The organism is Methylocaldum sp. RMAD-M (genome assembly GCF_017832375.1).
GTDB lineage: Bacteria > Pseudomonadota > Gammaproteobacteria > Methylococcales > Methylococcaceae > Methylocaldum.
Genome location: NZ_JAFIBZ010000003.1, coordinates 209,263 through 235,534, shown reverse-complemented (window position 1 = coordinate 235,534; position 26,272 = coordinate 209,263). Strand labels below are relative to the sequence as shown.

The following is a 26,272-nucleotide window of genomic DNA, read 5'->3' as shown; positions in this document are numbered from 1 at the left end:
GTGCGGCCTAGCGCTAAACCGATCAGGATGTCGTGCTTTGCCCGCTTCTGAAGGCACTGATGATTTCCATCGGCAACGGAAACACAATGGTTGAAGATCTGTCGCCCGCAACCTCGGTCAGGGTCTGGAGATAGCGTAGTTCGATGGCTCTGGGGGCCTGCGCCAATGTCCGAGCCGCTTCGACCAGGCGTTGCGAAGCCTGAAACTCGCCTTCGGCGTGTATCACTTTGGCGCGGCGTTCCCGCTCCGCCTCCGCCTGTCGCGCAATGGCTCGAACCATGCTCTCATCCAAGTCGACATGCTTGATCTCCACATTGGATACTTTGATGCCCCAGGCATCCGTCTGCTGATCGAGGACGCCCTGTATGTCGATGTTCAATTTCTCGCGTTCCGCCAGCATCTCGTCCAGTTCGTGCTGGCCGAGCACCGAACGCAAGGTTGTCTGCGCGAGCTGACTGGTCGCTTCGTAATAGTTGGCCACCTGAATGATCGCGTTGGCCGGATCGATCACCCGAAAAAAGACGATCGCATTCACCTTGACCGAAACATTGTCCCGCGAAATCACATCCTGGGTCGGAACGTCCATCACGATGGTCCGGAGATCTACCTTGACCATCTGCTGAATGATCGGAATGACGATGAACAGTCCCGGTCCCTTGACCTTGTAGAATCGGCCCAGCAGAAAGATGACGCCTCGCTCGTATTCGCGCAGCACTTTGATCGCCGCGAACAGAAACATCAGTACGATGACGGCGAGAAAAACGACGAAATAGGTGGTGATCATGGCTCTAGCTCCTTTCGTTCTTCTAATGGCGCGACGTTGAGAATTAATCCGTCCATTCCTTTTACGCGAACGCGTTGACCCTTGTGCACCGCAATCCCGGTTCGCGCCGTCCAGATTTCGCTTCGGACATGGATTCTGCCCAATTCCTGGAAGTCCTCCAGGGCGGTCCCCACCGCACCGATCAGCTCTTCGCGCCCGGTGACGACGGCCTTGTGCCGCGACCGCAAGATCAGGCCTACCGCAACGCCGAAGAACATCAGGCTGGCCAGGGCGAATGCCGCAATCACGGCCCAACTGAGGCCGACGCCGGGCATTCGTTCGGTGTCGATCAGGATTACGCTGCCGATGATGAACGCCGCGATGCCGCCTAGCCCGAGCGCCCCGAAACTCGGCGCGAACGCTTCGGCGATCATCAGACCGATGCCGACGATGATCAGGGCGAGACCGGCATAATTGACCGGCAGGACCTGAAAGGCATACATCGCCAGCAGGAGGGAAATGACGCCGACCGTGCCCGGTACGATGGATCCGGGGTTGTAAAATTCGAGAATGAGTCCGTACACCCCGATCATCATCAGGATGTATGCAACATTGGGATTGGTGATGACGGCGAGAAGACGGCTGCGCCAATCGGGATCGATCGCTTCCACGGCGGCCCCGGTCAAATCGAGCGTTACGGAGCGGCCCAACACGTCGACCTGCCGTCCGTGCAATTTCGCCAGCAAAGTAGGAACATCGGACGCGACGATGTCGATGACGTGCATCTTAAGCGCTTCCTCGGCGGTAAGACTGACCCCTTCGCGCACCGATTTCTCGGCCCAGTCGGCGTTTCGGCCCCGAAGCTGAGCAAGACCGCGCAGATAGGCCACCGCGTCATTGATTATCTTCTTGGACATGGCGTCGCCGGAGTCGCGCGGCGCTTTCGGCTCATCCTTATCGTTCGGCCCGGGCTTGCCTTCGTTTCCTCCCGGTGCGCCGATGGCGACCGGCGTCGCGGCGCCCAGATTGGTGGCGGGTGCCATCGCAGCAACATGGCTGGCATAAAGAATATAAGTCCCTGCGCTGGCCGCCCGGGCTCCGCTTGGGGCGACGTAGGACACTATCGGAAAGGGCGAAGCCAGAATCATTCGGATGATGTCGCGCATCGCCGTGTCGAGGCCGCCCGGCGTATCCATCCGAATGATTGCCAGGCTCGCATTTCGAGCTTCGGCATCCTTCAGCGCACGGCCGATATAATCGCTGGTCGCAGGCCCCACAGGACCATCTATCGTCAACTGCGCAACCACCTTCGGCGGCGGAGCCGGACGTTCGGACGGCTGCTCGGCTCCACCCGCGATCTCCGCCGTGAGCCACAACCCGATAAAGATGACGATGATATTTCGCAGCATCCGTTCTCCGCGACTCCCGGTGAATGTGTTTGACCTTTCCGAGGCGGAGCTCGCCGGCAAGCCTCCGGTTCCGATTGATTCTTCTCTTTCTCGGACTCTCTTATACCGCTAACGGTTCTCGGGCGGCAAATCTCTTCTCGCGCGACGCTTCAGGTGTATGGGAACTACGCAGACGCAAAAACCGGATGCGCGCCGAAAGCCTATCTCGGTCGGCCGTTCGCCCTGAGCCCTTCGACTTGGTTCAGGACAGGCCCTTCGACGGTGCTCAGGACAGGCTTGTCGAAGGGTTTGGGGACCTACCAGAATAGGCTCTAAGCGCGCCGACTGGAAGGGTCAACCCTCGGGCAGATCCGTGTACTGGTAAATCGGATGAATCAGCGTTTCGGGCGGAAGCCGGATGAGTTCTTTGATGATTCCATCTTTCAGGCCATATACACACCCGTGCAGTACCGGGCGTTGATGGCGTTTCCATGCATGCTGGATTACCGAGGTGTGCGCGAGCGTCTGAACCTGTTCGATGACGTTGAGCTCCACCAATCTCTCCGCCCGCGCTTCTTCGGTCTCCAGCGCATTGATCTCGGACTGGTGCAAACGGTACACGTCCTTGATATGCATCAGCCATTTGTTGACGATCAGCAGTTCCGAGCGTTGCGGGCTGAGCGCCGCCCGGATGCCGCCGCAGTTGTAATGCCCGCATACGATCACGTGGCTCACCTTGAGCACGTCGACCGCATACTGGATCACGCTGAGACTATTGAAGTCAGTGGTAATGACCTGATTGGCGATGTTCCGGTGTACGAAAATCTCGCCGGGCTGAGCATTGACGATGATTTCCGCCGGAACCCGGCTATCGGAACACCCGATCCACAAAAAATCCGGTGTCTGAGCGTTAGCCAACCGCGAAAAGTATTCCGGCTCCCGGATCGTTTTTTCTTCGGCCCATGCTTTGTTTTCCAATAATAGTTTCTCGAACGGTCTCATAGTTGCCTCTTCAAATGTTCGTTAATCGGCGTTTGACGGTGCCGGTCCAGATACCGACGCTGCACGCATTGGACCGGCCTGCGGCCAAATGCGTCACGCACTCGCGACGTACTCATCGCCCGAGCTTGCTACTTGAAATTCTCTTGAGTGCCCACTGCCTCGTTTACATGACCATGCACATGATCTTGCACTAAGATCCCTCCGGCCCCTCGCATGGCCACCATGGAATAGTGAGCGTCCGAATTCCTTTGAGAAAGAGACAAAGGCACCGCTGCCACAAAAGCTACGAGAACCATTACCGGAGTTTGCTTCAATCGGCTCGGCCGTACCGCAAAAACCGGAAAGAGCGAGTCGCTCGCTCCATCATCGTGCCAAGCGGCCGACAAGGAACTCCGCCCGCTCTGAACTTTCCATGGGCTAGACTTCAACCACGCCATCGTGCGGGCGGTAAGCAAGAGCAACGCGCAGCCGCCCAAATTGACCGCCGTAAGCGCCGCGACCTCGTGACCGAATTGGTCCAAGAACATACCGCCGACATAGGAAAGCGCCATCGTTACGATGAATATCGGCAGCGACTGCTGACCCATTTCGATAATGGGCCGGACGGCCTTCGAATTCAGCCAATGTTCCCGGTTCCGCAGGAATGTCGTGACGAGATAGGCCAAGGCCATGAAATACACCCACCGTAACGGCCCGAGATGGGTCTTGTCCAGCCAGGGCAGCAAACCGGCGTGGAGTTGAATCAGGAACTCGGTCGGCCGGAGCGCCGGCTCGGGACTCAGCGGCAAAGACAGAATCACGAACGCCACACAGATTGCCGCCAGCCATATCTTGTGTCCGGGAGGTTTAATCCAGCCGGATCCGAAGGCGAAGCCGGTGAAAAAAATCAGCTGCCAGCCGAACGGATTGAAAAACCAGGGGCGATCGCTGTGCAGGTCCGCCGAAAGCTCCAGTCCGTATCGCCACATGGCGAGGTAAACACCGATAGGGAAGGCGAAGGCCAGCGCTATATGAATGCGGGACAGCGCCCACACCACCGGTATCCACAACATGACCACCAGATACATCGGCAGAATATCGAAATAATTCGGAACATACCGTAGGGAAATCAATCCCAGAAGGGCCTCCTGAGTATCATCGAAAAAATATCGAATATTGAGACGGTGGATATAATCCGGCTCTTCGAAAACCGCGTTGCCCAGCACGCAAACAGCCGCCAAAAGCATGAACAGAGCGAGGTGGGCGCCGTAGATTTGCCCACAGCGGTAAAACACCCGAACGCTGCCCAACCATAAACCGGACGTGCGGAAACTGCGGCCATAAGCGATGGCCGCTGCATAGCCGGAGAGAAACACGAAGACCTCGGCCGCATCGCTCAAGCCGAAACGAGACGGGGTATAAAGCAGCAGCTCGTTGGCGGGGATGTGATTGATAAAGATAATCAGCAAGGCAAGGCCGCGAAAAAAATCGAGCTTAAGGTTTCGCTGTTTGTGTAAGCTTTGTCCGGTCATCGGGATCTTAATCTGTCGACGAAAATATGCACCGGGTCCACGCTGACTTAGACACTCACCCCATAGCGCTCTCGGCGCGGGCGCCCTAACGCTCCATTCTATAATCCGAAGCTTTCACAAACCTTTCATAACGCTTGTTTGACTTATGAAGATTCTACTCGTGGAGGATGATACCGTTCTGGCCGACGGCCTCACGCACGTGCTCGGTCAATCGGGCTACGCGGTCACCGGTGCGGCTTCGGGAGCTTATGCGGAATCCGCACTGCTCACCCAAAGCTTCGATTTGGTCATTCTGGACCTGGGACTGCCCGACATGGAGGGCTGCGAACTATTGCGAAGGTTGCGAGCGCGGAAAAATCCCGTTCCCGTCTTGGTCCTGACCGCACGAGATGCCCTGAATGACCGAATCAAGGGTCTCGAATGGGGCGCGGACGACTACATGGTCAAGCCTTTCGACCTCCGAGAGTTGGAGGCAAGAATTCACGCTCTGATACGTCGCCGTTATGGAGGATTCGGCGATCTCACGGTCGGCCGATTGACGCTGGACACCCTGAATCGCCAAGTGCTGGTGGACGATGCACCCATCATTCTGTCCGCGCGAGAATACGGAGTGCTCGAGGCGCTGTTGATCCAGGCCGGGCGGGTGGTCAGCAAGGACCGTATCGCCCAGCGCCTGTCGGCGGGAAACGAAGAACTGGGAGACAACGCCATCGAAGTCTATATTCACAGGCTGCGCAAACGGATGGAGGCATTCGGCGTGAGAATCCGGACTGTGCGCGGCCTAGGCTATTTACTCGAAAAAGACACCGATGGCTAAAGTCCAGAGCCTCCGAACCCAGTTTCTGCTGCGCTTGGCGCTCCCTCTCGCCCTGTTCGTGGTGCTGGACGCCATAGCCTCCTATTACATCGCGTTTCATTACGCCAATGCGGCCTATGACCGCTGGCTGCTCGACTCGGCACGCTCCCTGGCGCAGGAAGTCAAGGCCCAGAAAGGCAAGGTGACCTTCGAACTGCCACCCACCGCATTGGAGATTTTCCAGTGGGACGAGATGGATCAAACCTTCTTCAAAATCGAATCGTCCCGCCACGGATTCATGGCCGGGGACAAGCGAGTTCCACCGCCGCCCGACTTGGCTTCGGTCCGCGATCAGCCGGTGTATTTCGACAGTATGATTCAAAACCACAGCGTCCGGGTGGTTTCCATGCTCGCCACGCCCAAGGACAGTTCCGAGGAAGTCTTGGTCCAGGTTGCCGAGACGATAAGGAAAAGACGCAGCATGATGACCGACATTCTCCTGGCCGAGCTGGTACCCCAATTTTTGCTGGTTTTTGGCGCTGGGCTGTACATCTGGATAGGCATCAACCGGGGCCTGCATCCGCTAAACACATTGACGCGCGAAATCGCCCAACGCTCGCCGCGCGACCTCGCGCCGATCCCTGATACCGGCGTACCTCTCGAAGTGCTCACGCTGACCCATACCATCAACGATCTACTCGCGAGGCTCTCCACGGCAATCACTGCCCAGCAGCGCTTCATCGCCAATGCCGCGCACCAGCTGCGAACCCCGTTGGCCGGCCTGAAAGTCCAGGCGGAGCGTGCTCTGCGGGAAACCGAGCTGGCGACGATGCGCCCCGCCCTCGCGCAAATCCGAAACTGCGCCGACCGGGCATCGCGGTTGAGCACGCAGCTCTTGGTGCTGGCGCGCTCGGAAACGGCTCTGGGCGGCTCTCGCCCCGGTTCGCGGGCGGACCTCCGCGCCATCGCAAGGGATGCCTGTATGGATTGGGTGCCGAGAGCGCTGCAACGCGATATGGATCTGAGCTTCGAAGGACCGCAGGCTCCGGTATACGTGCAAGGCGAGGAAACCCTGCTCCGCGAATTGCTCAACAATCTCCTGGACAACGCCATCCGCTACGGACGCGATCATGGCCAAATTACGGTACGGCTCGCGGCGGATACCCATCCATGCCTCATCGTGGAAGATGACGGGCCGGGCATTCCGGATTCCGAGGCGGACAGGATTTTTGAGAGGTTTTATCGCCCCCCGGGCAGTCCCGGCGACGGCTGCGGGCTCGGGCTTGCGATCGTCAAAGAAATTGCCGAGCAGCATGACGCGCGGGTCCGGCTGTCACGTTCCGATCACGGCGGAGCGCGGATCGAAGTTCTCTTTCAAGACCGAGAACCGTTTTTTTGAGCTGAGAAACTCTTCCGGCGAACCGACTGGCAAAGCCTACCTTCGGCCGGTTACTCGCTATGGAGGTAGAGCACCGTGGAATTTAGCAAATAAATCGCAAAGAGCCCGAGGCTGATCCAGCCCACTGTTTTGAAGACACGCGTCGCCGGTCGATACAGAATGCCCACGATCGCGAGACCAGTCATGATTACGGCCGACATCGCCGACGCGCCGTGGATGGCCGATACGTTGGATAACAAAGGCCCTGGGTGGTAAAACAAATCGTCGATCGCGATAATCAAAATGTTGAAAAGATTACTCCCCAGGAGATTGGCGATCGCCATGTCGAGTGCCCCGAGCCGCAAAGCACCCAGAGTAACCGTGAGTTCGGGCATCGAGGTGACTATCGGGACCAGCAGCGTGCCGACGAATGACGTGTGCCACCCCATGGCCGTCGCGAGCTTGGTCGCGATGAACGGCATCCATACGCCGGCGGCGACTACGACCACCACGGCCCCGCCGTAACTCACGATCGCGCGGCGCAGCGAGATGCCGGCATAACGATCGGTAACCTCTTCCGCGAACTCGATCACCTGCTGCTTTTCGTAATGAAAAATCGAACGCACGGCGATCAAATACATCAGAACGATGACAGGCATATAAACGCCTACATGCCCTATGGCCCAACCGTTTCGCTGTCCGAGGAGAACGTTGAACCCCACCAGGCCGATCATGACCACTCCAAAACCCGCGGAGAGAATATGGCCCTGGCTGGCGCGGCGATAAATCGATTCTTTACGGTGGAGGAAATCGACCACGACCAGAATCATCAGATTTAAAACGCAAGCACCGAGCACATTACCCACGGCGATGTTCGGCGCCAATGCGAGCGTGACCGAGCTTAACCCGGTAATCAACTCGGGCAACGATGTCGCGGTGGCAAGCATGACCAGTCCCACCCAGTTTCCCGAGAGGCCGGTCTTGTCAGCAATGACATCGCCGTATAACGAAAGCTTCGTTCCGGCATAAGCGGTCAAGAGGAAGCAAGCGGCAAATTCCGCCCAAATACTGAACATTATTGGATATTGATTGTGTTTCGTGACAAGTCGCAGGGTTCGCCCGCTCCATCGCCGCATAGGGTTGCCGCATGATCCCCTTTCTGCGGACGGGACGGAGGCAAAAGTTGGCGCGTAGTTTAACGTCTTTTCACGAGACCTCCGATTAACCGCATTTCACCGGGCCGTGGGGCGAAATCGGAGTATGGGTGTTTGCATGTTTACATGAGCTCGGCACCTTCCCCTCGTAATAGTCCATAGAGACCGAGACCGGCGTTCGTGCTATTAGTAATTTTCATTCGATGTTGTCGGGCAGCTTCCGAATAAGGATGCGAAACAGGAGGGAATCCATGCGCCACATAATCTCGATCGCCCTGGCGGCAGCCGTATCGAGTCTGCTATTTGTCGCGAATCCGGTCTGGGCGGCTAAGAAATCTCTGGACAAGGCGACTGTCGTCGCGGGGACCGAAGCCGATCGCGATAAGTCCTACCCCGGCTGGGAGGGTTTCCAACCATTCGGGGAAAAACAAAAAGAAGGCGGAACCGGTCAGCCGGAGACGGGACAGCAACCCCAAGGCGAAGGCCAGCAAACCACGCCCGCGGCGGAGCCACGGCAGCCCGAAGGCGAGCAAGGTACGGGCAGTCCCGGCGGGGCAACGGGCGGAGACAGCGGCACGGAAGGCGGAGAAGGCGGCTCCGAAGACGGGCAAAACCAATAGATTTTCACATCGGATTTGCGGCCGACGCTAAACAGAAGCGCCTTTCGAGCGCCAACGCGAATCCAGCACGAAAACCCCGATCTCGCTCAGATGACGGAGGAAACGAGACGCTCTAGGGACGGCTGGCTAAGAGCGTCTCATGCTTCAAGTACGACTGGATTGAACGAGCATTTGGGCTTGGCTACTGCCGTAGATCGAAACCAGGCAAGGAAAAAATGAAACGGCGATATTTCCTGGTGTCCATTGCGGTGCTCGTCCTGACCGGCTGCGCCAATTCGGAAGGCAAGAAGACGGAGTTCGGCGCCAATGCCGACGACGTTACTATTGCGAGCAGGGTCAAGGCAGCGCTTTTACAGGACATTTATGTCGGCGGTCTCGGCATCCAGGTGCAAGCCCATCAGGGGCATGTGCAACTCGGCGGTTTCGTTCCCGACGAGGATCAACGCCGGCATGCCGAGGCGATCACGCGCGGAATCCGAGGCGTCAAGTCGGTCGAGAACAACATCCGCGTCAGGCAGAAAAGCGACGAGCCGCGGTTTTAGGAAACCCCGTCGTGGAGCTGAGACTTGGCGTCAGGCTCCTCGGGAGACTGCTTGTTCTTTTCGGTTCGTTCGTCGTCGCCTTTCTTATCGGCTCGGTTTGATTTCGCGTTGCCGCACCTGCCGGCGCGAGGAATGTTCCCTTGTTCGGCCCGGTCCTTATCGCCGCTCTCGCCAGAAATGAATTCGGTCGGGCGACATTCCGTATCGCGAGTAGCGCCTTGCGTCGTGCCCATACGGGAACGGGTATCCGCTAAAACTCGAATAATCACGAAAAATGGGGACTCCGGGATAAGTCCATAACGGAAAATAGACCGGCTGAGGATATTGGCAATACTGAGCGGCCTCGGCGTCCACCATAGCCGCGCGTGCCGATTGCCATGCCGCCAGGGCTTCCAGCTCGCGAACCCGGACCAAGCGTTCTTCACGCGCTTCCGCCGCTTTCCGGGCCGCCTCGGCCGCCTGCTGCTCTTTCCATTCCTCCAATCGCGCAATCGCCTCGGGGTCGGGTTTGGTGACCTTGATATGCATCCGACGGCAACTCCTCGAAGCCGGTTCATCGGTATATAACAACCCGGCATCGGTTCGGCATTTGTAGATCTCCGCCGAATGCACCGGTCGAAACCACAAGACCGCGATGCTCGCGAGAAGGCAGAACAAAAGGCACCTGATCGGACTCGATTTCCCTGAGCTGACGGCGACTCCCTTCCGCACGCCTTCGTTCTCTGCCCCTGTCGCTAAATCGCCCATTACGCGCTTAGTGACCATATCGCTACTTCCGTACGATTCGGGCAACGTCAAGCAATTAGACCCGCGTTCCGCCCCTTCCGTTCTTGGATAAGAGCCGACCGTGGCGCCGATCGGCTCGGCACGATCGTCGCCGTCCGTTTGTCCCTTAGCCGATGACGAACTACATTAATGTGAGCTTCGTTCAATACACACGATCGACCAATGCGCGGTAACGATAACGCCGATTTCGACGATTACACGGTGCTGAAACTCCAGCTCGATGCTGCGCAAGGTTCGCAGGAATCCACAGCCGATTACAGACTCACCGATCATTACTCCTTGTGCGGCACAGTGGGCCAGGGGGGCGTGGGGCGGGTGCTGCTCGGTTTCGACGAGCGCGTTGGGCGTCAGGTCGCCATCAAGGAAATGCTCGCATCGAACGAAGCCGTCGACTCCACCATCAGGCTCCGTTTTCTCCGCGAGGCCCAAATCACGGGACGCCTGGAGCATCCGGGCATCGTTCCGGTCTACGACATGGGAACCACTTCCCAAGGTGCTCCTTATTACGTGATGCGCCTCGTACGGGGGCAGACCCTGGCCGAAGCGCTTTCCGCATGCAATTCGGAACAGCCCGAACAGGCGCTTGCAAAACGTCTGCAATTGCTCGACCGGCTCATCGATGTCTGCGAGGCTATGGCCTACGCCCATTCAAAAGGCGTGGTGCACCGGGATCTCAAACCCGGCAACATCGTGCTGGGACAATTCGGCGAAACCATCATCCTGGACTGGGGTCTCGCCAAGATCGGCATCGAAGCCGATGTCTTCCGCCGGGCCGTACCGGCCGCATCCGAAGAGGCCGGATCCGACGACCTCACTCAAGTCGGCGAAATCCTCGGGACACCCGCTTATATGGCGCCCGAACAAGTGGATCAGCGTTATGGCGAAGTGGACGCGCGAACCGACGTATTCGCCCTCGGCTGCATTCTGTATCACATCTTGGTCGGACGGGCGCCGCTCAAAGGCAGCCTCTCGTCCATCGTCGAGCAGCTCAAGTCCAAAGCGCCGCTGCCCTCCTCGCGCAAAGGTCCGGTTCCCGCACCGGCCGAGCTTACCGCCATTTGCGACAAGGCCCTCGCGAAGGACAAGCTTTGCCGCTTCCGGGACGCCGCCGAATTGACCGACGAGCTGCGCGCTTTCCGCGATGGACGATTGGTCAGCGCGTACGCTTATTCGCGCGGCGAGTTGCTGCGCCGTTTCGTCGCCCGCAACAAGGCAGCGCTTTCCGCTGGACTTGCGGTCGTCATGGCCGTCGCGATCGGTGCGGGGCTGGCGGTCCATTTTGCCATGGATGCCCGGAAAGAGCGGGAAGTGGCCGTCGCCGAGCGACGAATGGCGGTCCATGCCCGCGAGCGTGCGGAAACGGCGCTGGCCGACGTCACCCGCATATCCAACGAAAACCTGACCGCCGCCGATCAGATCGCGGAAGACATAGCGAATGCCATAGGCTCGATACGAAACGGGATGGAACGGCTCGCTGGCGCCGTCGGCAACATAGGCGACCGCAAGGCCATGACTCCGCTTCTGACATCCCTGCTGACCCGGTATCCCGACGCCGAACTTTTCGCCGCCACGATCGCCCCCGGCACGATCACCGCCGTGGCGCCGGCGAAATACGCTGAAGCCATCGGCGCCGATACCTCCCGGCTCGAACACAATCGTCTGGCGTTGGAACTGGCCGAACCCATACTGAGCCGCGTCTACGAGGCGCCCGAAGGTTTCGACGCGGTAACCCTCGTCGTACCCATAAAGCGCGGCAAGACCATACCGGGTTTTCTGTCCACCCGTTTCAAGGCCGCCGAGTTCCTGGGAAAACTATTGCCCGCGGGACTCCAAACCCAGGAGAGAGCCGTGTGGATCATTCAGGACGACGGTTTCATCCTTTACGATACCGATACGGACGAAATCGGGGAAAACCTGTTCCGCGAAGAACGGTTCGACAAAATTCCGGAACTGCGCCAGCTCGCAAGACAGATTGCGGATCAGGAAGCCGGCATCGGCTATTACCACGGCCCGACCCATGGAAGCGGCCGAGAATCCAATCGCATTGCCGCCTGGCAAACGGTTCGGCCCACAAAAAACCGCGCGTGGAAGGTCGTAGTGCTGGAGCAGTGGGGATAAAACGGCCGAAAAGCTCACGCTGGCGCAGTCGGCCGGAAACTCACGGCTTGACCTCGACAGCATACGGCTGAAATCCCCAGCACCCGTCCCGGCTCTTCGCCTTGACCGTGATCCGAACCTTACCTGGCTCGGTAAGGGGCTGCGGCGGGACGGCCTTGACTCGCCAGTCGCCGCTTCTCAGGCGTTCGAGTACCGGCGTAACCGGTTGGCCGTTGATTTCGACCGTAAGAGTATCGCTGTCGGTATTGTCCGACGCGACGAAAGCGAACTCGGCAAGCGCGGCAACGGCGCCGGTCGGATTCGGTTCGAAGAATTTCGGCTCGGCGCACCCGCTGCTTCCGCCGCCCCCGCCACCGTAAGCCCAGACGCTTCCGCTCGCAATAGCGATCAACAAAACCGCCGTCTTAATCAAGCCGTGCATATTGCCTCCTTTGGGCAAGCCGGAATCGGAACAACCGCCCTGTCGACTGAAACAGATCGGCGGAATGGCGTCAAGACATCTTGGTCGGCAACGGTTTAGCGGTGAGTTTTAGGAAATTTGTAGGTCGGCAATCCGTTGCCGACACACTGGGTCGCCGAGAGCATTGTCGGCAAAGGTTTGCCGACCTACTTGCATAGTGAGGACGCCACACCAAGCCGGAAAACGCCCTATGGTTTGTCCGGCAAGTTCATCACCATCTTGTGCTCGGCCACCTGCCGCGAATCGAGGAAATCGCGCATCGCGAGGGCCACGGTGCGGATAAGCTCCTCCTTGTGCGGATAGTGATCGATCTGCTCCTGGACCCACTCGTCCAATGCGACTTCTAACGTAGATTGCTGAAAAACCCAAACTTTGCTCATCGACTTCAAATCCAAATAAGCACACCTCGGCACGCCCGCGAAGTTTCGATGGCGGTGGCGCCCGGGGTGGCCGGAGATCATAATTCAAAGCACCACATTTTAATCGGCGCGACGAACCGTGTTGACCCATCGCACTTCCGAAATTCAAAGCCGGCTTCACCACTTTCTATTTAGCTCGCTCGACGAACTGATGGCCGACCGGCTTGCCATGGATGCTGAATCCGCCGTATTGGACCTTTTCCACCGAACGGCGAGCCGTGTTCCGGCTTACCGAACATTTCTCGGCGCCCATGGCATAGCGCCGGAGACCGTCGGATCTTTTGATGCCTTTCGGCAGCTTCCCCTGATCGACAAGCCCAATTACATGCATGTCTACCCACTGCCGGAGCGCTGCCGCAACGGCCGCTTGGCGGAGTGCGACCGGGTGGCGGTTTCCTCGGGTTCGACCGGAAAACCCACGTTCTGGCCCAGATCGATCATCGACGAGCTCGATATCGCGCTTCGTTTCGAGCAGATATTTCACGACAGTTTCTGGGCGCACGAACGCAGCACGCTGGCCGTGGTTTGCTTCGCCCTCGGGAACTGGGTCGGCGGACTGTACACCACGTCCTGCGCCTGGCATCTCGCAGCCAAAGGGTATCCCCTGATGGTGGCGACGCCCGGCAACAAAAAGGACGAAATCTTCCGGGTGATCCAGGAACTCTCGCCGAGTTTCGAACAAACCGTGCTCCTCGGCTATCCGCCGTTCATCAAAGATGTCATCGATGCGGGTCTTGCCGCCGGAATCGAATGGCCGCGCTATCGGGTGAAAATGGTCTTCGCCGGCGAAGTGTTCAGCGAGGAATGGCGGAACCTGGTAGGCGAGCGGGTCGGCTCGAAAGCGCCCTGCTACGATTCGGCCTCGCTCTATGGCACGGCGGATGCCGGGGTTTTGGGCAACGAAACGCCGCTGAGCATCGCCGTCCGCCGCTTTCTGGCGGACCGCCCCGAGGCGGCCAGGGAGCTCTTCGGCGAATCGCGCCTGCCTACGCTGGTTCAGTACGACCCGATCAGCCGGTTGTTCGAGGTCCACGAGGAAACCCTGGTGGTTTCGGGCGACAACGGAGTGCCGCTGATCCGCTATCACATCGCCGATAAAGGCGGAGTTGTCGGTTACGGTGAGATGCGCGATTTTCTGCGAGATTGGGGAGCGGGCCCGCTGGCCGAATACGGTTTGGACGAAACCTTTCCCTGTAGACCCCTGCCCTTCGTTTATGTATTCGGACGCGCGGATTTCACCGTGTCTTTCTACGGTGCCAATATCTATCCGGAAAACGTGACGGTCGGCCTGGAACAGCCGCATATCATGGCTTGGGCGACGGGCAAATTCGTCCTGGAAACGAAGGAATCGGCAGACGGGGACAAATACCTGAGCGTGACCGCCGAACTTCTGCCCGGCGCCACGGCGGACGATCAGAAATGCCGGACGCTTGCGGAATCCGTCAAAGCGCAGTTGTTGCGGCTCAACAGCGAATTCGCCAACTACACGCCGCCGGAAAAACAACTCCCCAAAGTTACGCTACGGCCGTTCGAGGATCCCGAGTACTTCCCGGCTGGCGCCAAGCACCGGTATACCCGGCGATGAGGCCTTAGCTTGCCCGGCTTTACACGGGAAGACTACGATGCCGGGGACTCTCCGTCGGTAGAGGAAGCTTGCTCCGGTCGGCCAGCGAGACAGCGCAGCACGATCGATAAGCGCTGCACTGTCGCCAACCGGACAGGGAAGCCTGATGGCCTATAGAGCGCTTTTCACCGCGGTTTAGCGGCGAGGATCGGGAGTTTGTAGGTCGGCAATCCTTTGCCGACAAACCCGCTGCGTCGGGAAGGGTCGCGACTAAAGCGACCGTTTGCGATTGGGAAAGGATGCCGACCTACTGCACCTTCGGGCGCCACGCCAAACCGGAAAAATGCTATAGAGCGTAGTTCCGGGAAGAGACCGAGATCAATCCCAGCTCAGAACGCCGCCGGTCTGATATTCCGTTACCCGGGTCTCGAAGAAGTTCTTCTCCTTCTTGAGATCCAGGATTTCGCTCATCCAAGGGAATGGATTGCCAGCGCCGGGGTACTGCTCCGGCAAACCGATCTGGGCGCAGCGTCGGTTGGCGATGAACTCCAGATAATCCTTGAACATGCCGGCATTCAGCCCCAATACGCCACGCGGCATGGTGTCGTAGGCATATTGCGTCTCTATCTCCACCGCCTCGCGAATCATGCGGATGATTTCATCCTGAAAGTCTTTGCGCCAGAGATGCGGATTCTCGATCTTGATTTGGTTGATGACATCGATGCCGAAGTTCATGTGCATCGATTCGTCCCGCAAGATGTATTGAAACTGCTCGGCGGTGCCCGTCATTTTGTTGCGTCGCCCCATCGAAAGGATTTGGGTAAAGCCGACGTAGAAGAAGATCCCTTCGAAAATCACGTAGAAGGCGATGAGATCGCGAAGCAGGCGCTGATCGTCTTCGGGCGTTCCGGTCCGGAATGCGGGATCGCCCAGAGACTGGGTGAACGGCAAGGCCCACTCCGCCTTGCGCGCCACGGCCGGCAATTCACGGTACATGTTGAACACCTCTCCCTCGTCCATGCCGAGAGACTCGACGACATACTGGTAGGCATGAGTGTGCAGAGCCTCTTCGAAAGCCTGGCGCAGCAGATATTGGCGGCACTCCGGATTGGTAATGTGCCGGTATACCGCCAAAACCAGATTGTTGGCCACCAGGGAATCGGCGGTGGAAAAGAATCCGAGATTTCGCTTGATGATGGTGCGCTCGTCTTCGGTCAGTCCGTCGATACTCTTCCAAAGCGCAATGTCCGCGTTCATGTTGATTTCCTGCGGCATCCAGTGATTGGCGCAGGCATCCAGATATTTCTGCCAGGCCCAACGGTACTTGAACGGCACGAGCTGATTCAGGTCGGCGCGGCAATTGATAATCTGCTTGTCATCGACCTGGATGCGCCGGGCCCCCATTTCGATGCTCTCAAGGCCAGTCGCACCGGTACGAGAGTCGCTGCCCGCAGCAATCCCCTGGTCCGCTTCGTATCGCGTTTCAGCAAAAAAATCCTGAAATTCGGGACTGACCTTGCCGGTATCGCGCGCTGCGGCTAGTTCCCCTCCCCATTCCGCCAGCCGGGGCGCATTCGGATTAGTTTCAGCTTTGACGGATTTGCCGGTAACGCCAGCGAGGGGATCTTCCCAATTCAACATGCTTTTTTCCTCTTTTCGGCCCGTGAGTGTTCAGGAGAAATATCTATGCAACTCTCGATCGTTGAGCGGTTGCCAACCTAAGCGACTATATATTGTGCACAAAAACATTATAGACACAATATGTAGGCTATAACTTTTGCCGGCAAGCCTCTCCCGCGTTTTTTGGGCCGAACCGCGCTACCACTGCACGGTAAAGGACATGGTGTTGATGTTCTTCCTGAACACTTCCAGCGCAAAGGGCTGCGCCAGTTTGTAAAGGTCCAAGATGGAATAATCGAGCCCCGGCCGTGCTCCGCTCTTGAATAACGACTCTTCGATGTTCTTGGCCATGATCAGCATCAGATCGTCAAGGTTTTCAGGGGAAACCGGTTTAATATCGCGCAAAAGTTTTTCGGCCATGATCCGAGCTCCTTTGGTTGCTGCGTCGCATCTCGATCGACTGATTCTCTTCCGAGTCCAAGTCGACTCTCGATTTGTGGTATTTATTCTACTCCTTAGACAGTTCGGATGTGGGTTGCCTCCGAACCGGGGATGTGCAAACCGTTCTCGTCAAGCTCTGACAAATGTGATGAAATTTCGACGTTGGGGTTATCTAATAACAAAGGCTGGACACGATGAATAAAAAGACCGACTCCCCCGAAGATCGACGGGTCGCACCGCGTTCGATTTCTTCCGTTCGCACTTATCTCATCCCCCCTGCCGGCAATCCATCACGCGGAATCACCAAAAACCTGAGCCGTTCCGGCATTTTTCTGCAGATGCCCACGCACACAGAGGCATCCGTGGGAAAACCCGCCATGGTCGTTTTTGCCGTCGAAAGAGGAAAAATCGTGCGGTTGCTCCGGTATTCGGTCATCGTCAAACGTGAATCTCAACAAGGATATGGGCTCGAATTCGGGCGGGCGTTATGGTCCACCGCGGTATTCCGCCGTTAATAGGCTGTGTTTACACTGCACGGGATATGGACGGTCTATCGGCCGGCGTACGCCCGAGTGAATCCGGCCAAGAGTTTATCAATCGAGGTTGCCACCTCGCCCTTGACCGGGCGAGGCGCAAAAAGCAGGTTAACGCAATAGCTCGAGTGCCTTCTCGGCCGCTTCTTGTTTAGCCTTGCGTTTTACGACCTGAGCAGCGTCCCGGGTCGATTTGGGTGCATTTTTGACTTGGCTTTTGATCGCCTTGGCCTGATCCACACCGTCCTCGACAGCCTTGACGCCTTGTTTGGCTTGTGCCGGGACAGCATCCTTCAGCTGCCCCTCGGCAGATTCCTTGGCAGTGTCTAGGGCTTGCTCTCCTATCGCAGCAGACGCTTTATCGATGCTTTCCCTCAGGTTTTTGGCTTTCTCTATGCTCTCGGCCGCCACGTGCACTCGCTCGCGCGTACCGCGCTGAACCACCGTTTTGGCAGTATCTTTCAAGAGTTGTTTGGTGGCGCTTTCGATACCAGCCTCGGTAGCGGTTGTCGTGCCGCTCTCCCCTAAAAGCATGACCAGCAACCCCAGCGTTATTGTTTTCATAGGATGTCTCCTCATGTCTGAACACGGACGCCCAAGGCCATCCGTCGGCTAATAGTATGCAGACCGGCCGGCTGTGTATAGCATGGAGTGCGTCAACGCTCGCATTCCTTTAGCTTCATCGCATGAAAACAGAACGCCACAGAACCCCAAAACTGGCTTTACTGCTCGGCATTATCGCGCTCGCGGTCATCGGCATGTTTTTGGTTCCCGCCGTCCCGCAAGACCCGGCCTATCACGAGTTCGCCGACCGCAGCCGGTGGTTCGGCATGCCGCATTTCTGGAATGTCGCGACCAATCTCCTCTTCCTCCTGGTCGGTCTGGCTGCGCTTCGGGAACTCGTCCGGGGAGTGCCGGATCGAACGCTCCCGGAGCTCCGGGCAAGCTATTTCGCCTTCTTCATCGGTATCGCACTGATCGGCCCCGGCTCGGCGTATTACCATCTCGATCCAAACAATACGACACTGGTCTGGGACCGTCTGCCCATGACCGTCGCCTTCATGGCTTTCGTCTCCATCATCGTCGGCGAATATATTTCCCGCCAGGCGGGGCAAAAACTGTTATGGCCGCTGATTCTCGTCGGTATTGCCTCCATCATCTATTGGCACGTGACCGAACAATCCGGACAAGGGGACCTACGCCCTTACGGCCTCGTCCAATTTCTACCCATGCTGCTGATTCCGCTGATACTGCTGTTGTTCTCGCCTTCGTTCACGGGAAGCGGGTATATCTGGGCATTGCTCGGGTTCTATTTGGTCGCCAAACTGGCGGAGCTGCTGGATGAGACGATCTTTCAGGTGATGTACCCGATCAGCGGGCATGCGCTCAAACATGTTTTGGCGGCGATAGGGGCTTATTGTTTCTTGCTGGGGCTGAGAAAAAGAAAGCCGATCCGACACGAATGAGCTTTGGCGGAGCAATCCGCCGCCCCCCCGGCAGGGTAAACCGGTTACTCGCGGATAAACGTCAATCGTGTTTCCGCCCGCCCCCCATTCGCGCCGCCATCAAAACTCCATGACGACCTTTGCGATCAGGAAATATAAGACCAAGCCGAGAGTATCGACCAGCGTCGTCACAACAGGAGCGCTCACTACCGCCGGATCGATACCGAACCGTCGCGCCAACAGCGGCATTCCGGCACCTACCAGAGTTGCGAGGACACAGATGGCGATCAGGGTCAGGGAAACTGTCGTAGCCAGCCCCGATTCGAACAGCAGCAACACGGGCACATAGGCGAGCAAAGCCACGGCAGTGCCGAGCAGAATGCCGATCCGAGTCTCGCGGAATACCACGCGCCCGACTCCCACCCCGTTGACATCGCCTGTAGCCATGGCACGGATCACGGTAGTCGCCGATTGGGCTCCACAATTGCCCCCAATACCGACGAGAAGGGGTATGAACACCGAGAGACTGATCGTCTGCTCCAGCAGTGATTCGAAAGCGGTGATTACGTTGACCGTCAGGGCGCCGGCCAAGGCAAGCAGCAACAGCCAGACAAAGCGGGCGCGGGCCAGATCCAACAAGGTGATCGAAAAATAGGGACGATCCACCGGCTCGCTACCACCGGCCCGAGCAAAGTCCTCCTCCTGTTCGAGCTGAACGACGTCCATGGCGTCATCCACCGTAATCAAGCCGAGCAAATGCCGAGCATCGTCGACTACCGGCAGCGCCAACAGATCCGCCGCCTGAATCAGACTGGCCACCTGCTCCTGGTCTGTCTCAGGCGCTACCGTGGGTACCGGCGCCAGCATGACGTCCTCCACCTGCTGGCCCGGGTCGGCCAGCACCAGAGCACTAAGCATTGCCAATCCCACCAGCCGCTCGCCGCTGTCGAGGACCGGCAGCACGTTCACGGTACTGACCGCACGGCCCTCGCGGTGGATTAAGGTCAACGCGTCCCGTACCGAAAACTCCGGCCGAAGCGGCAAATACTCCGGATTCATGATGCGGCCCGCGCTCTCCACGGGGAAGGCGAGCAATTTGTGAGTCAGGCGCCTTTCGCGGGGACTGAGGCGGGCCAGCAGAGCCTGGCCTACCGGCTCAGGCAAGGTATCCAGCAGGCGGACTCGGTCATCCGGATCGAGATCCTCGAGCAATCGATTGACTTGATGATCGCGCAGAAACGCCAGCACCTCCTTCTGCAGCGGCGCTTCGAACTGTTCAAAAACAGCCCGCGCCACTTCCGGCGGATAATGCGACAGTGCCTCCGCCCGCTGCGGCGGTTCCAGCCGCCGTAGCGCCTTGACGGCATCGAGCGTATTTTCCGGCATTTCACCGTCTTGATGACTCATTACGTCCTGGATCGTTGGGTGCTGAAGGCATTTCGGCACGACCATGTGCCAAACTCGAGAATCTCGTATGTTACGCTGTTCTTTGCAGGGTATTCCATGCGCCTAATTCTTTGGACAATCGGCATGGCCGGTATCGTTCAGAGCTCTTCCGTAATATGGTATTTATCTTTTTCGAGTTCGAACGAATAAGGTTTCGCTGCCGCGATGGGTTTATGAGTGCGGGTTCTCGGACCCATAGTCAAATGAACCCTCGCGAAGCGAAACCTTTTATTCGGTGGGTTACGGCCGAAGGCCTAACCCCCCCTACCATACTGCCGAGTGGACGCATCCCTGCGTCCACCCTTCGGGCCATTCCCGCCCACGCCAGCGATGCTCGGCTGCGTCGACGGACAAATCATCTTCATTCGTAAACAATCTATCCAACGTGATGCCCGCATTTTGCAGACGCATTGCTGACTATGAGACTCATCAGCGTCAATTATTCCGGATTCCGGTCAGTGAAATAATGCGATCTTTAAAATCCTCATACTCCTCAGATCGACCATTTATAAGCGTCGAAAGCCGATAAAACCGATTTGTAGAAGGAGACTCACGCTTTGCCATATCAAGATCAATGCGGTCGACATTCACGACAGTCCAGCATTCCACATAACCGGAAGCTTTTGCCTTTTGATGACTTTTTTCAGCTTCTCCGATACGGTTGTGAATGTTGGAAAAATCGGTACCCCCTTTAACTTCGACGGCGATAATGTTCCGAAATTTACCTTTCGCCATTTCTTCACGTATGACAATGTCGGGATCGGGCGCAAATGCGATAGACACCTTGCGCCCTGCGGCGTTTTCGATCTCTATTTTTCCCGAACTCGATGAAGTAGCGGCATGTTGGACGATAAGATGAATCGCCTCAAACACGCGAACAATGCCTTCCGCCCCTTTCTTCACATTCGCTCCGCCACGGAGTTGCGGACCAACCGTCAGCAAGGCCAAGTCGTCCAGTAACTCGCGACTGAGCCGATCTGCGCCGATACCCTCCACCAAGGCGCAAGCGCTATCGATCAAAGCTTTGCACAGCGCGGACAGAGAGGCCTTTTGTCCCTCGTTCAAACGCCCGAACTCTTCCATTGCTTTGAAACCCGAAACACCAAACTCCGCGCTATAAAAAGCTTTCTGACTGAAGCCGAGCAAAAGCCGGTAATACCCTAATAATCGCGGATTCTGTTCAAATAAGCACGGAACAGGAAACACCAACTCGCCACGCAGCCCTCGGGCAGCCAAGGCTTTAAGACAATGTTCGGGAACGTATTCGGATAACTGGGTATTCAGCAGGGCAAGATCGGTCTTCTCTACCGTCGAACCAAGCGCATCCTGCATGTACAAAGTACGCATCTGACCGAGTGCAAATGAAAAATCGATTTGCAATTCGGGTGCGGGAATTCGGAAGGCAGCCATTATGCAGCTACCTTAATGACACTCGGTTCGAAAATACCCAATCTTTGAACCGCCATTCGGACATATTCCGAATGAAGTTCTATACCCACATACCGGCGTCCATGGCTTAAACAAACAAGTCCTACGGTACCTGAACCGAAAAAAGGATCGAGCACGAAATCGTTCGGCTTCGTGGAAGCGAGTATGCAAGGCTCGATTAAAGCGGGCGGAAACGTGGCAAAATGCGCGCCCGGAAATGCTTGGGTATTAATATCCCAGACGCTGCGCCGATTACGTGGTTTTCCGTTTCCCCCTATCTCCCGTATTGCCTCGCGGTCGTAATAATAACGCTCCGATTTGCTGAACATGAATAGATATTCATGGGCACGGGTCGGACGATCAGCAACACTTTCTGGCATCGCATTGGGTTTGTGCCAAACGATGTCGCTGCGGAGATACCACCCATCTTCTTGGAGCGCAAACGCCAGACGCCAGGGAATGCCCAACAAATCTTTGGGTTTAAGACCTTCCGGTGTATCCGGGCGAACGTTCATTGCCCGCGCTGGATTTTTCTTGTCCGGCGCTCGATACCCCCGATTGCCGCTGGTGTAGCCATCGCCGATATTGAGCCATAACAACCCATCGGATTTGAGGACCCGTTTGATTTCCGCAAATATCGCGACGAGCCGGTTCAAAAACTGCGGCAACGTCGGCTCCAATCCGATTTGGCCTTCGATGCCATAATCCCGCAGGCCCCAATAGGGCGGCGACGTGACTACACATTGCACTGATTCCGATGGGATTCGTTGGAGAACGTGAAACGCATCCCCTTCAAACAAGATCGACTCCGTAAGAGGGAATTTTTCCGGCGGAAAGATATGTTCTTGTCGCATGGCGGTTACCTTCAAATTGCTGATCTCGTTCCCCAGCGCATTCCGTCGAATTTTATGCTGGTCGATTTCCTCTAGTCTTTTGTTTCCCTGTTTGCCGCGCCGAGCACCGGAGCTTTCGGCGGGAATAGCCCGGTAGGGGCGTGGAATGGATTCCGCGCGTCGCCAGAGGGGCATGGAAGCCCCTTCTGGCGACCCCCGCCGAAAGCGAGGAGCGGAGGAGACAAGCGGCAATCGGGTGTCCTTTCTTTTGGGTACTGCTGTTTCGCGCCGTCCTGGCGCGAACCCTTCGGGCGCCCTTCGTGCGACCAAATTTGTTCCGGACAAATTTGTCTTTGGACAAGCACAAATTCGCCGGGAGCGAATTTGAACAGCCGGAAGGCTGGCCCGCAGGGTGAAAACCAGGGACGGGTTTCATAGCGAAAAGTATCTCGGCCGTGGGTCCGAGAACCCACACTCAATTCAACCCGTCGCGGCAGCGACACCTTAAAAGCGAAACCTTATTCGGTGGGTTACGGCTGCGCCTAACCCACCCTACGACTACGACAGATAAGGTATCTCAACGACGATCATCCGGTTCCTTCGCAACGCCTTTAAAGGGTTTGCCATCAGTCTTTTGATCCATAAAACGGCCAGTTGAAGCATCACGCTTTGTCCAATTTCCGTTTTTGGGATTTTGGGTCTGCGACCGATTATCGATAGATCCACGGCGAAAACCGTTACCTGTATTTCTTGCCATAACGTTCTCCCACAATTTATGGGTTAAGCGATAAATTTCCTTCCCTCACCCTAACCCCCTCCCAGAGGGAGAGGGAACTGAAAGGTCCCACAGTAGAGAGGAAGTAAATTACTGACACGCCTCACATTCCGGATCATCAATCGAACACATCTTCACCCCCGAAGCCGCCGCCTCGGCATAGGCGGCTTCCGCCGGGTGGTGCTTCGTTCCGGGAATCGCATCGTCGATGGGGTCGGTCTTCACGGCGTTGAGCTTGCCGTCGAAGGCGGTGCTCTTCTCCACGTGGGTGGCGCCCATGGTGCGGAGGTAGTAGGTGGTCTTCAGGCCGCGAATCCAGGCCAGCTTGTACAGGTTGTCGAGCTTCTTGCCGGAGGGCTCGGCCATGTACAGGTTGAGGGATTGCGCCTGGTCGATCCATTTTTGCCGGCGCGAGGCGGCTTCGACCAGCCAGCGCGGATCGACTTCGAAGGCGGTGGCGTAGATCTGTTTGAGCTGGTCCGGTATGCGCTCGATCTTTTGCAGGCTGCCGTCGTAGTACTTGAGGTCATTGATCATGACCGCATCCCACAGGTCGAGCTTCTTGAGATCGTTCACCAGATACGGATTGACCACGGTGAACTCGCCGGAAAGGTTCGATTTGACGAACAGGTTCTGATAGGTCGGCTCGATCGACTGCGACACGCCGCAGATGTTGGAGATGGTCGCCGTCGGGGCGATGGCCATGGTGTTGCTGTTGCGCATGCCGACCGCTTTCACCCGCTCGCGGAGCGCGTCCCAGTCCAGCGTAAAGCTGCGGTCTTGTTGCAGATAACCGCCCCTGCCCTGTTCGACCAGAGCCATGGAATCGTAGGGCAGGATGCCCTGGCTCCACAGCGAGCCTTCGAAGCTGGAATATCGACCGCGCTCTTCGGCGAGATCGGTGGACGCCTTGATGGCGTAGTAGCTCACCAGTTCCATGCTCCGGTCGGCGAAGCTTACGGCTTCGTCTGACGCATAGGGGATACGCAGCTTGTACAGCGTCTCCTGGAAGCCCATGATGCCCAGCCCCACCGGCCGATGGCGCAGGTTCGAGCGGCGCGCCTGGGGAACGCTGTAGTAGTTGATGTCGATGACGTTGTCCAGCATGCGCATGGCGGTGGAGATCGTTTTCTCCAGCTTCTGCGCGTCGAGAACGCCGTCCTCGGTGACGTGATTCGACAGGTTCACGCTGCCCAGGTTGCACACGGCGATTTCGTTGTCGTTGGTGTGCAGGGTGATCTCGGTGCAGAGATTGGAGCTGTGAACCACGCCCATGTGCCGGTTGGTATAGCGCAGGTTGCACGGATCCTTGAAGGCGACCCAGGGATGTCCCGTTTCAAACAGCATGGACAGCATCTTGCGCCAAAGCTGCGTCGCCGGAAGCCGCTTGTACAGCGTGATTTCGCCGCGGTCCACCTTGGCTTCGTACTCCAAATAGCGCTTCTCGAAGGCTTCGCCGGTGAGGTCGTGCAGATCCGGCGTGTCGCTGGGAGTGAACAGCGTCCAGTCGCCCTCTTCCGCCACCCGCTTCATGAACAGATCGGGCACCCAGTTGGCGGTGTTCATGTCGTGGGTACGGCGGCGATCGTCGCCGGTGTTCTTGCGGAGTTCCAGGAACTCCTCGATATCCAGGTGCCAGGTTTCCAGATAGGCGCACATGGCGCCCTTGCGCTTTCCGCCCTGATTGACGGCGACGGCCGTGTCGTTGGCCACCTTGAGGAAAGGAACGACGCCCTGGGATTTGCCGTTGGTGCCTTTGATATGGGACCCCATGGCGCGAACCCGGGTCCAGTCGTTCCCCAGGCCGCCGGCATATTTCGACAGAAGGGCGTCGTCCTTGATGGCACCGAAGATGCCGTCCAGATCATCCGGCACGGTGGTGAGATAGCACGAGGAGAGCTGCGGGCGCAGTGTGCCGGAGTTGAACAAGGTGGGCGTGGAACTCATGAAATCGAAGCTGGAAAGCAGGTTGTAGAACTCGATGGCTTTCGCTTCACGATCGATTTCGCTGATGGCGAGCCCCATCGCGACGCGCATGAAGAACGCCTGGGGCAGCTCGAAACGGACGCCTTTGGCGTGAATGAAGTAACGATCGTACAGCGTTTGCAGGCCCAGATACGTGAACTGAAGATCGCGTTCGGGTTTGAGCGCCGCGCCGAGGCGCTGTAAGTCGAATCGGGTCAGCTCGGGCGACAAGAGCTCGAGTTCGGCGCCGCGCTTCACGTAATCCGCGAAATATTCCGCGTAGCGGTCCGCCATTTCGTCTTGAGTGGCTTCGAAAAAGCCGTGGCCGAGGAAACTCAGCGCCTCGCTGCGCAGGCTGTCCAGCAGCAACCGGGCGGCCACGTAAGAGTAATTCGGCTCCTGTTCGATCCGGGCGCGCGCCGCCATCATGAGCGCCGGGGCCACGTCTTTCTCGGGCACGCCATCGAACAGGTTGCGCTGCGTTTCTTCGAGAATCCAGGCTCCATCCACATCGGCGAGATCGCGGCAGGCCTCTTCGACGATCTTTTGCAGGCGCGCCATGTCCAATGGCTTTTGGCTGCCGTCGGGCAGGGTCACGTGAATGACCGGCGCTTGGGCTTCTTCTTGCTCCGCGGCTTTCTGCGCCCGAAGCCGCGCCCTGTCCTCGCGATACAACACGTAAGCGCGGGCGATCTTGTGATGCCCCCCACGCATCAAGCCCAGTTCGACCTGATCCTGAATGTCTTCGATATGAATGGTGCCGCCGGAAGGATTCCGCCGGAACAGGGCATTGACCACCTGGCCGGTCAGCTCCTCGACGGTCTCGTGGATGCGGCGGCTAGCGGCGGCGGTATTACCTTCGACGGCCAAAAATGCTTTGGTAATGGCGACGCTGATCTTGCCGGCGTCGAAAATAGTCACCTTGCCGTTGCGCCGGATGACGCGCATCTCGCCGGGAGCGGTTGCGCGCAGATCGGCGGAAACAGTTGGCAGATCCAAGGGAATCGCGGTCGGCTGATTGGTACGGGCTGCGGATTCGGTTTCCATAGATGCGTGTCCTCCGAGGATGGCTGTATGTATTACGACATACACTATAGAATGTGGTCCGCCATATCGTCAAGCACAACATCCTGTGGTTTACTCTGTTGAGGGCCTGTGGATAAATTGTGCAAGAAAAGCGTTAAAATGCATTGAAATCAAGGTACTTGGCGCACGTCCATTATTCGTCCAACGGGTTTGTTGTACTATTTGTCCGCCAATACACAACAACAATTCATAACAAGGG

General features: G+C 57.5%; 24 protein-coding genes. 8 read left to right on the top strand and 16 right to left on the bottom strand.

Annotation, left to right across the window (positions count from 1 at the left end; all coding sequences use genetic code 11):
• Positions 1–22 precede the first annotated feature (22 nt).
• The 4 genes from JOD69_RS04760 to JOD69_RS04745 form a co-directional block, all read right to left on the bottom strand.
• Positions 23–784: a slipin family protein gene (locus JOD69_RS04760; protein WP_077729849.1), complete on the bottom strand. Its 762-nt coding sequence runs from the start codon at positions 782–784 to the stop codon at positions 23–25.
• Positions 781–2,172 carry a nodulation protein NfeD gene (locus tag JOD69_RS04755; RefSeq protein ID WP_086135038.1) on the bottom strand — a complete coding sequence of 464 codons (1,392 nt, stop codon included), beginning with the start codon at positions 2,170–2,172 and terminating at the stop codon, positions 781–783. Before JOD69_RS04755 ends, JOD69_RS04760 begins: the two co-directional genes overlap by 4 nt.
• Before the next feature lie 333 nt (positions 2,173–2,505).
• The gene (locus JOD69_RS04750) at positions 2,506–3,153 is read right to left on the bottom strand and encodes a carbonic anhydrase (protein ID WP_077729851.1); all 648 of its coding nucleotides are present in this window, start codon (positions 3,151–3,153) and stop codon (positions 2,506–2,508) included.
• Positions 3,154–3,281: 128 nt separating this feature from the next.
• On the bottom strand, positions 3,282–4,664 hold the full coding sequence (locus JOD69_RS04745) for an OpgC domain-containing protein (protein WP_086135037.1): 1,383 nt from the start codon (positions 4,662–4,664) through the stop codon (positions 3,282–3,284).
• Positions 4,665–4,809: 145 nt separating this feature from the next.
• Here JOD69_RS04745 and JOD69_RS04740 point away from each other — a divergent pair, with 145 nt between their 5' ends.
• Both JOD69_RS04740 and JOD69_RS04735 read left to right on the top strand, forming a co-directional pair.
• On the top strand, positions 4,810–5,481 hold the full coding sequence (locus JOD69_RS04740; RefSeq protein ID WP_077729853.1) for a response regulator: 672 nt from the start codon (positions 4,810–4,812) through the stop codon (positions 5,479–5,481).
• The gene (locus JOD69_RS04735) at positions 5,474–6,859 is read left to right on the top strand and encodes a sensor histidine kinase (protein WP_086135036.1); all 1,386 of its coding nucleotides are present in this window, start codon (positions 5,474–5,476) and stop codon (positions 6,857–6,859) included. Before JOD69_RS04740 ends, JOD69_RS04735 begins: the two co-directional genes overlap by 8 nt.
• A gap of 50 nt (positions 6,860–6,909) precedes the next feature.
• Here the strand turns inward: JOD69_RS04735 and JOD69_RS04730 are convergent, their stop codons facing one another.
• Entirely contained in the window at positions 6,910–7,914 is a 1,005-nt protein-coding gene (locus JOD69_RS04730; protein ID WP_086135035.1) for a cation transporter, read from the bottom strand.
• Positions 7,915–8,243: 329 nt separating this feature from the next.
• Between JOD69_RS04730 and JOD69_RS04725 the strand changes: the two genes are divergently transcribed.
• Positions 8,244–8,612, top strand: a complete 369-nt coding sequence (locus JOD69_RS04725; protein ID WP_086135034.1) for a hypothetical protein — start codon at positions 8,244–8,246, stop codon at positions 8,610–8,612.
• A gap of 215 nt (positions 8,613–8,827) precedes the next feature.
• Complete coding sequence (locus tag JOD69_RS04720) at positions 8,828–9,154, top strand: BON domain-containing protein (protein ID WP_086135033.1); 327 nt, start codon at positions 8,828–8,830, stop codon at positions 9,152–9,154.
• Between the two features lie 156 nt (positions 9,155–9,310).
• Here the strand turns inward: JOD69_RS04720 and JOD69_RS04715 are convergent, their stop codons facing one another.
• A complete protein-coding gene (locus JOD69_RS04715; RefSeq protein WP_133718271.1) occupies positions 9,311–9,682 on the bottom strand; it encodes a hypothetical protein in 372 nt (123 codons plus the stop codon).
• Between the two features lie 420 nt (positions 9,683–10,102).
• Between JOD69_RS04715 and JOD69_RS04710 the strand changes: the two genes are divergently transcribed.
• On the top strand, positions 10,103–12,058 hold the full coding sequence (locus JOD69_RS04710; protein WP_086135032.1) for a serine/threonine protein kinase: 1,956 nt from the start codon (positions 10,103–10,105) through the stop codon (positions 12,056–12,058).
• Positions 12,059–12,098: 40 nt separating this feature from the next.
• Here JOD69_RS04710 and JOD69_RS04705 read toward each other — a convergent pair whose 3' ends face one another.
• Entirely contained in the window at positions 12,099–12,479 is a 381-nt protein-coding gene (locus JOD69_RS04705; protein WP_077729860.1) for a hypothetical protein, read from the bottom strand.
• A gap of 227 nt (positions 12,480–12,706) precedes the next feature.
• Positions 12,707–12,898, bottom strand: coding sequence for a hypothetical protein (locus JOD69_RS04700; protein WP_139841135.1), 192 nt, complete (start codon positions 12,896–12,898; stop codon positions 12,707–12,709).
• 118 nt (positions 12,899–13,016) lie between these two features.
• On the opposite strand from JOD69_RS04700, the gene JOD69_RS04695 reads away from it, so the two are divergent.
• Positions 13,017–14,522: a phenylacetate--CoA ligase family protein gene (locus JOD69_RS04695; protein WP_205781128.1), complete on the top strand. Its 1,506-nt coding sequence runs from the start codon at positions 13,017–13,019 to the stop codon at positions 14,520–14,522.
• 357 nt (positions 14,523–14,879) lie between these two features.
• Here the strand turns inward: JOD69_RS04695 and JOD69_RS04690 are convergent, their stop codons facing one another.
• Both JOD69_RS04690 and JOD69_RS04685 read right to left on the bottom strand, forming a co-directional pair.
• The gene (locus JOD69_RS04690) at positions 14,880–16,142 is read right to left on the bottom strand and encodes a ribonucleotide-diphosphate reductase subunit beta (protein WP_077729862.1); all 1,263 of its coding nucleotides are present in this window, start codon (positions 16,140–16,142) and stop codon (positions 14,880–14,882) included.
• A gap of 177 nt (positions 16,143–16,319) precedes the next feature.
• The gene (locus tag JOD69_RS04685; RefSeq protein ID WP_077729863.1) at positions 16,320–16,541 is read right to left on the bottom strand and encodes a hypothetical protein; all 222 of its coding nucleotides are present in this window, start codon (positions 16,539–16,541) and stop codon (positions 16,320–16,322) included.
• A gap of 215 nt (positions 16,542–16,756) precedes the next feature.
• On the opposite strand from JOD69_RS04685, the gene JOD69_RS04680 reads away from it, so the two are divergent.
• Positions 16,757–17,077 (top strand): PilZ domain-containing protein, encoded by a 321-nt coding sequence (locus JOD69_RS04680; RefSeq protein WP_077729864.1) that lies wholly within the window; start codon positions 16,757–16,759, stop codon positions 17,075–17,077.
• A gap of 129 nt (positions 17,078–17,206) precedes the next feature.
• On the opposite strand, the gene JOD69_RS04675 is transcribed toward JOD69_RS04680, so the two are convergent.
• Positions 17,207–17,659 (bottom strand): hypothetical protein, encoded by a 453-nt coding sequence (locus JOD69_RS04675; protein ID WP_077729865.1) that lies wholly within the window; start codon positions 17,657–17,659, stop codon positions 17,207–17,209.
• A gap of 122 nt (positions 17,660–17,781) precedes the next feature.
• Here JOD69_RS04675 and JOD69_RS04670 point away from each other — a divergent pair, with 122 nt between their 5' ends.
• Positions 17,782–18,561, top strand: coding sequence for a ceramidase domain-containing protein (locus tag JOD69_RS04670; protein ID WP_077729866.1), 780 nt, complete (start codon positions 17,782–17,784; stop codon positions 18,559–18,561).
• Positions 18,562–18,660: 99 nt separating this feature from the next.
• Here the strand turns inward: JOD69_RS04670 and mgtE are convergent, their stop codons facing one another.
• The 5 genes from mgtE to JOD69_RS04645 form a co-directional block, all read right to left on the bottom strand.
• Entirely contained in the window at positions 18,661–19,947 is a 1,287-nt protein-coding gene (gene mgtE / locus JOD69_RS04665; RefSeq protein WP_168183874.1) for a magnesium transporter, read from the bottom strand.
• A gap of 474 nt (positions 19,948–20,421) precedes the next feature.
• Positions 20,422–21,396: an XcyI family restriction endonuclease gene (locus JOD69_RS04660; RefSeq protein WP_086135028.1), complete on the bottom strand. Its 975-nt coding sequence runs from the start codon at positions 21,394–21,396 to the stop codon at positions 20,422–20,424.
• The gene (locus JOD69_RS04655) at positions 21,396–22,268 is read right to left on the bottom strand and encodes a site-specific DNA-methyltransferase (protein ID WP_086135080.1); all 873 of its coding nucleotides are present in this window, start codon (positions 22,266–22,268) and stop codon (positions 21,396–21,398) included. Before JOD69_RS04655 ends, JOD69_RS04660 begins: the two co-directional genes overlap by 1 nt.
• 556 nt (positions 22,269–22,824) lie before the next feature.
• A complete protein-coding gene (locus JOD69_RS04650) occupies positions 22,825–23,004 on the bottom strand; it encodes a hypothetical protein (protein ID WP_086135027.1) in 180 nt (59 codons plus the stop codon).
• 108 nt (positions 23,005–23,112) lie between these two features.
• Positions 23,113–26,034: a ribonucleoside-diphosphate reductase subunit alpha gene (locus JOD69_RS04645; protein ID WP_077729869.1), complete on the bottom strand. Its 2,922-nt coding sequence runs from the start codon at positions 26,032–26,034 to the stop codon at positions 23,113–23,115.
• Positions 26,035–26,272 lie beyond the last annotated feature (238 nt).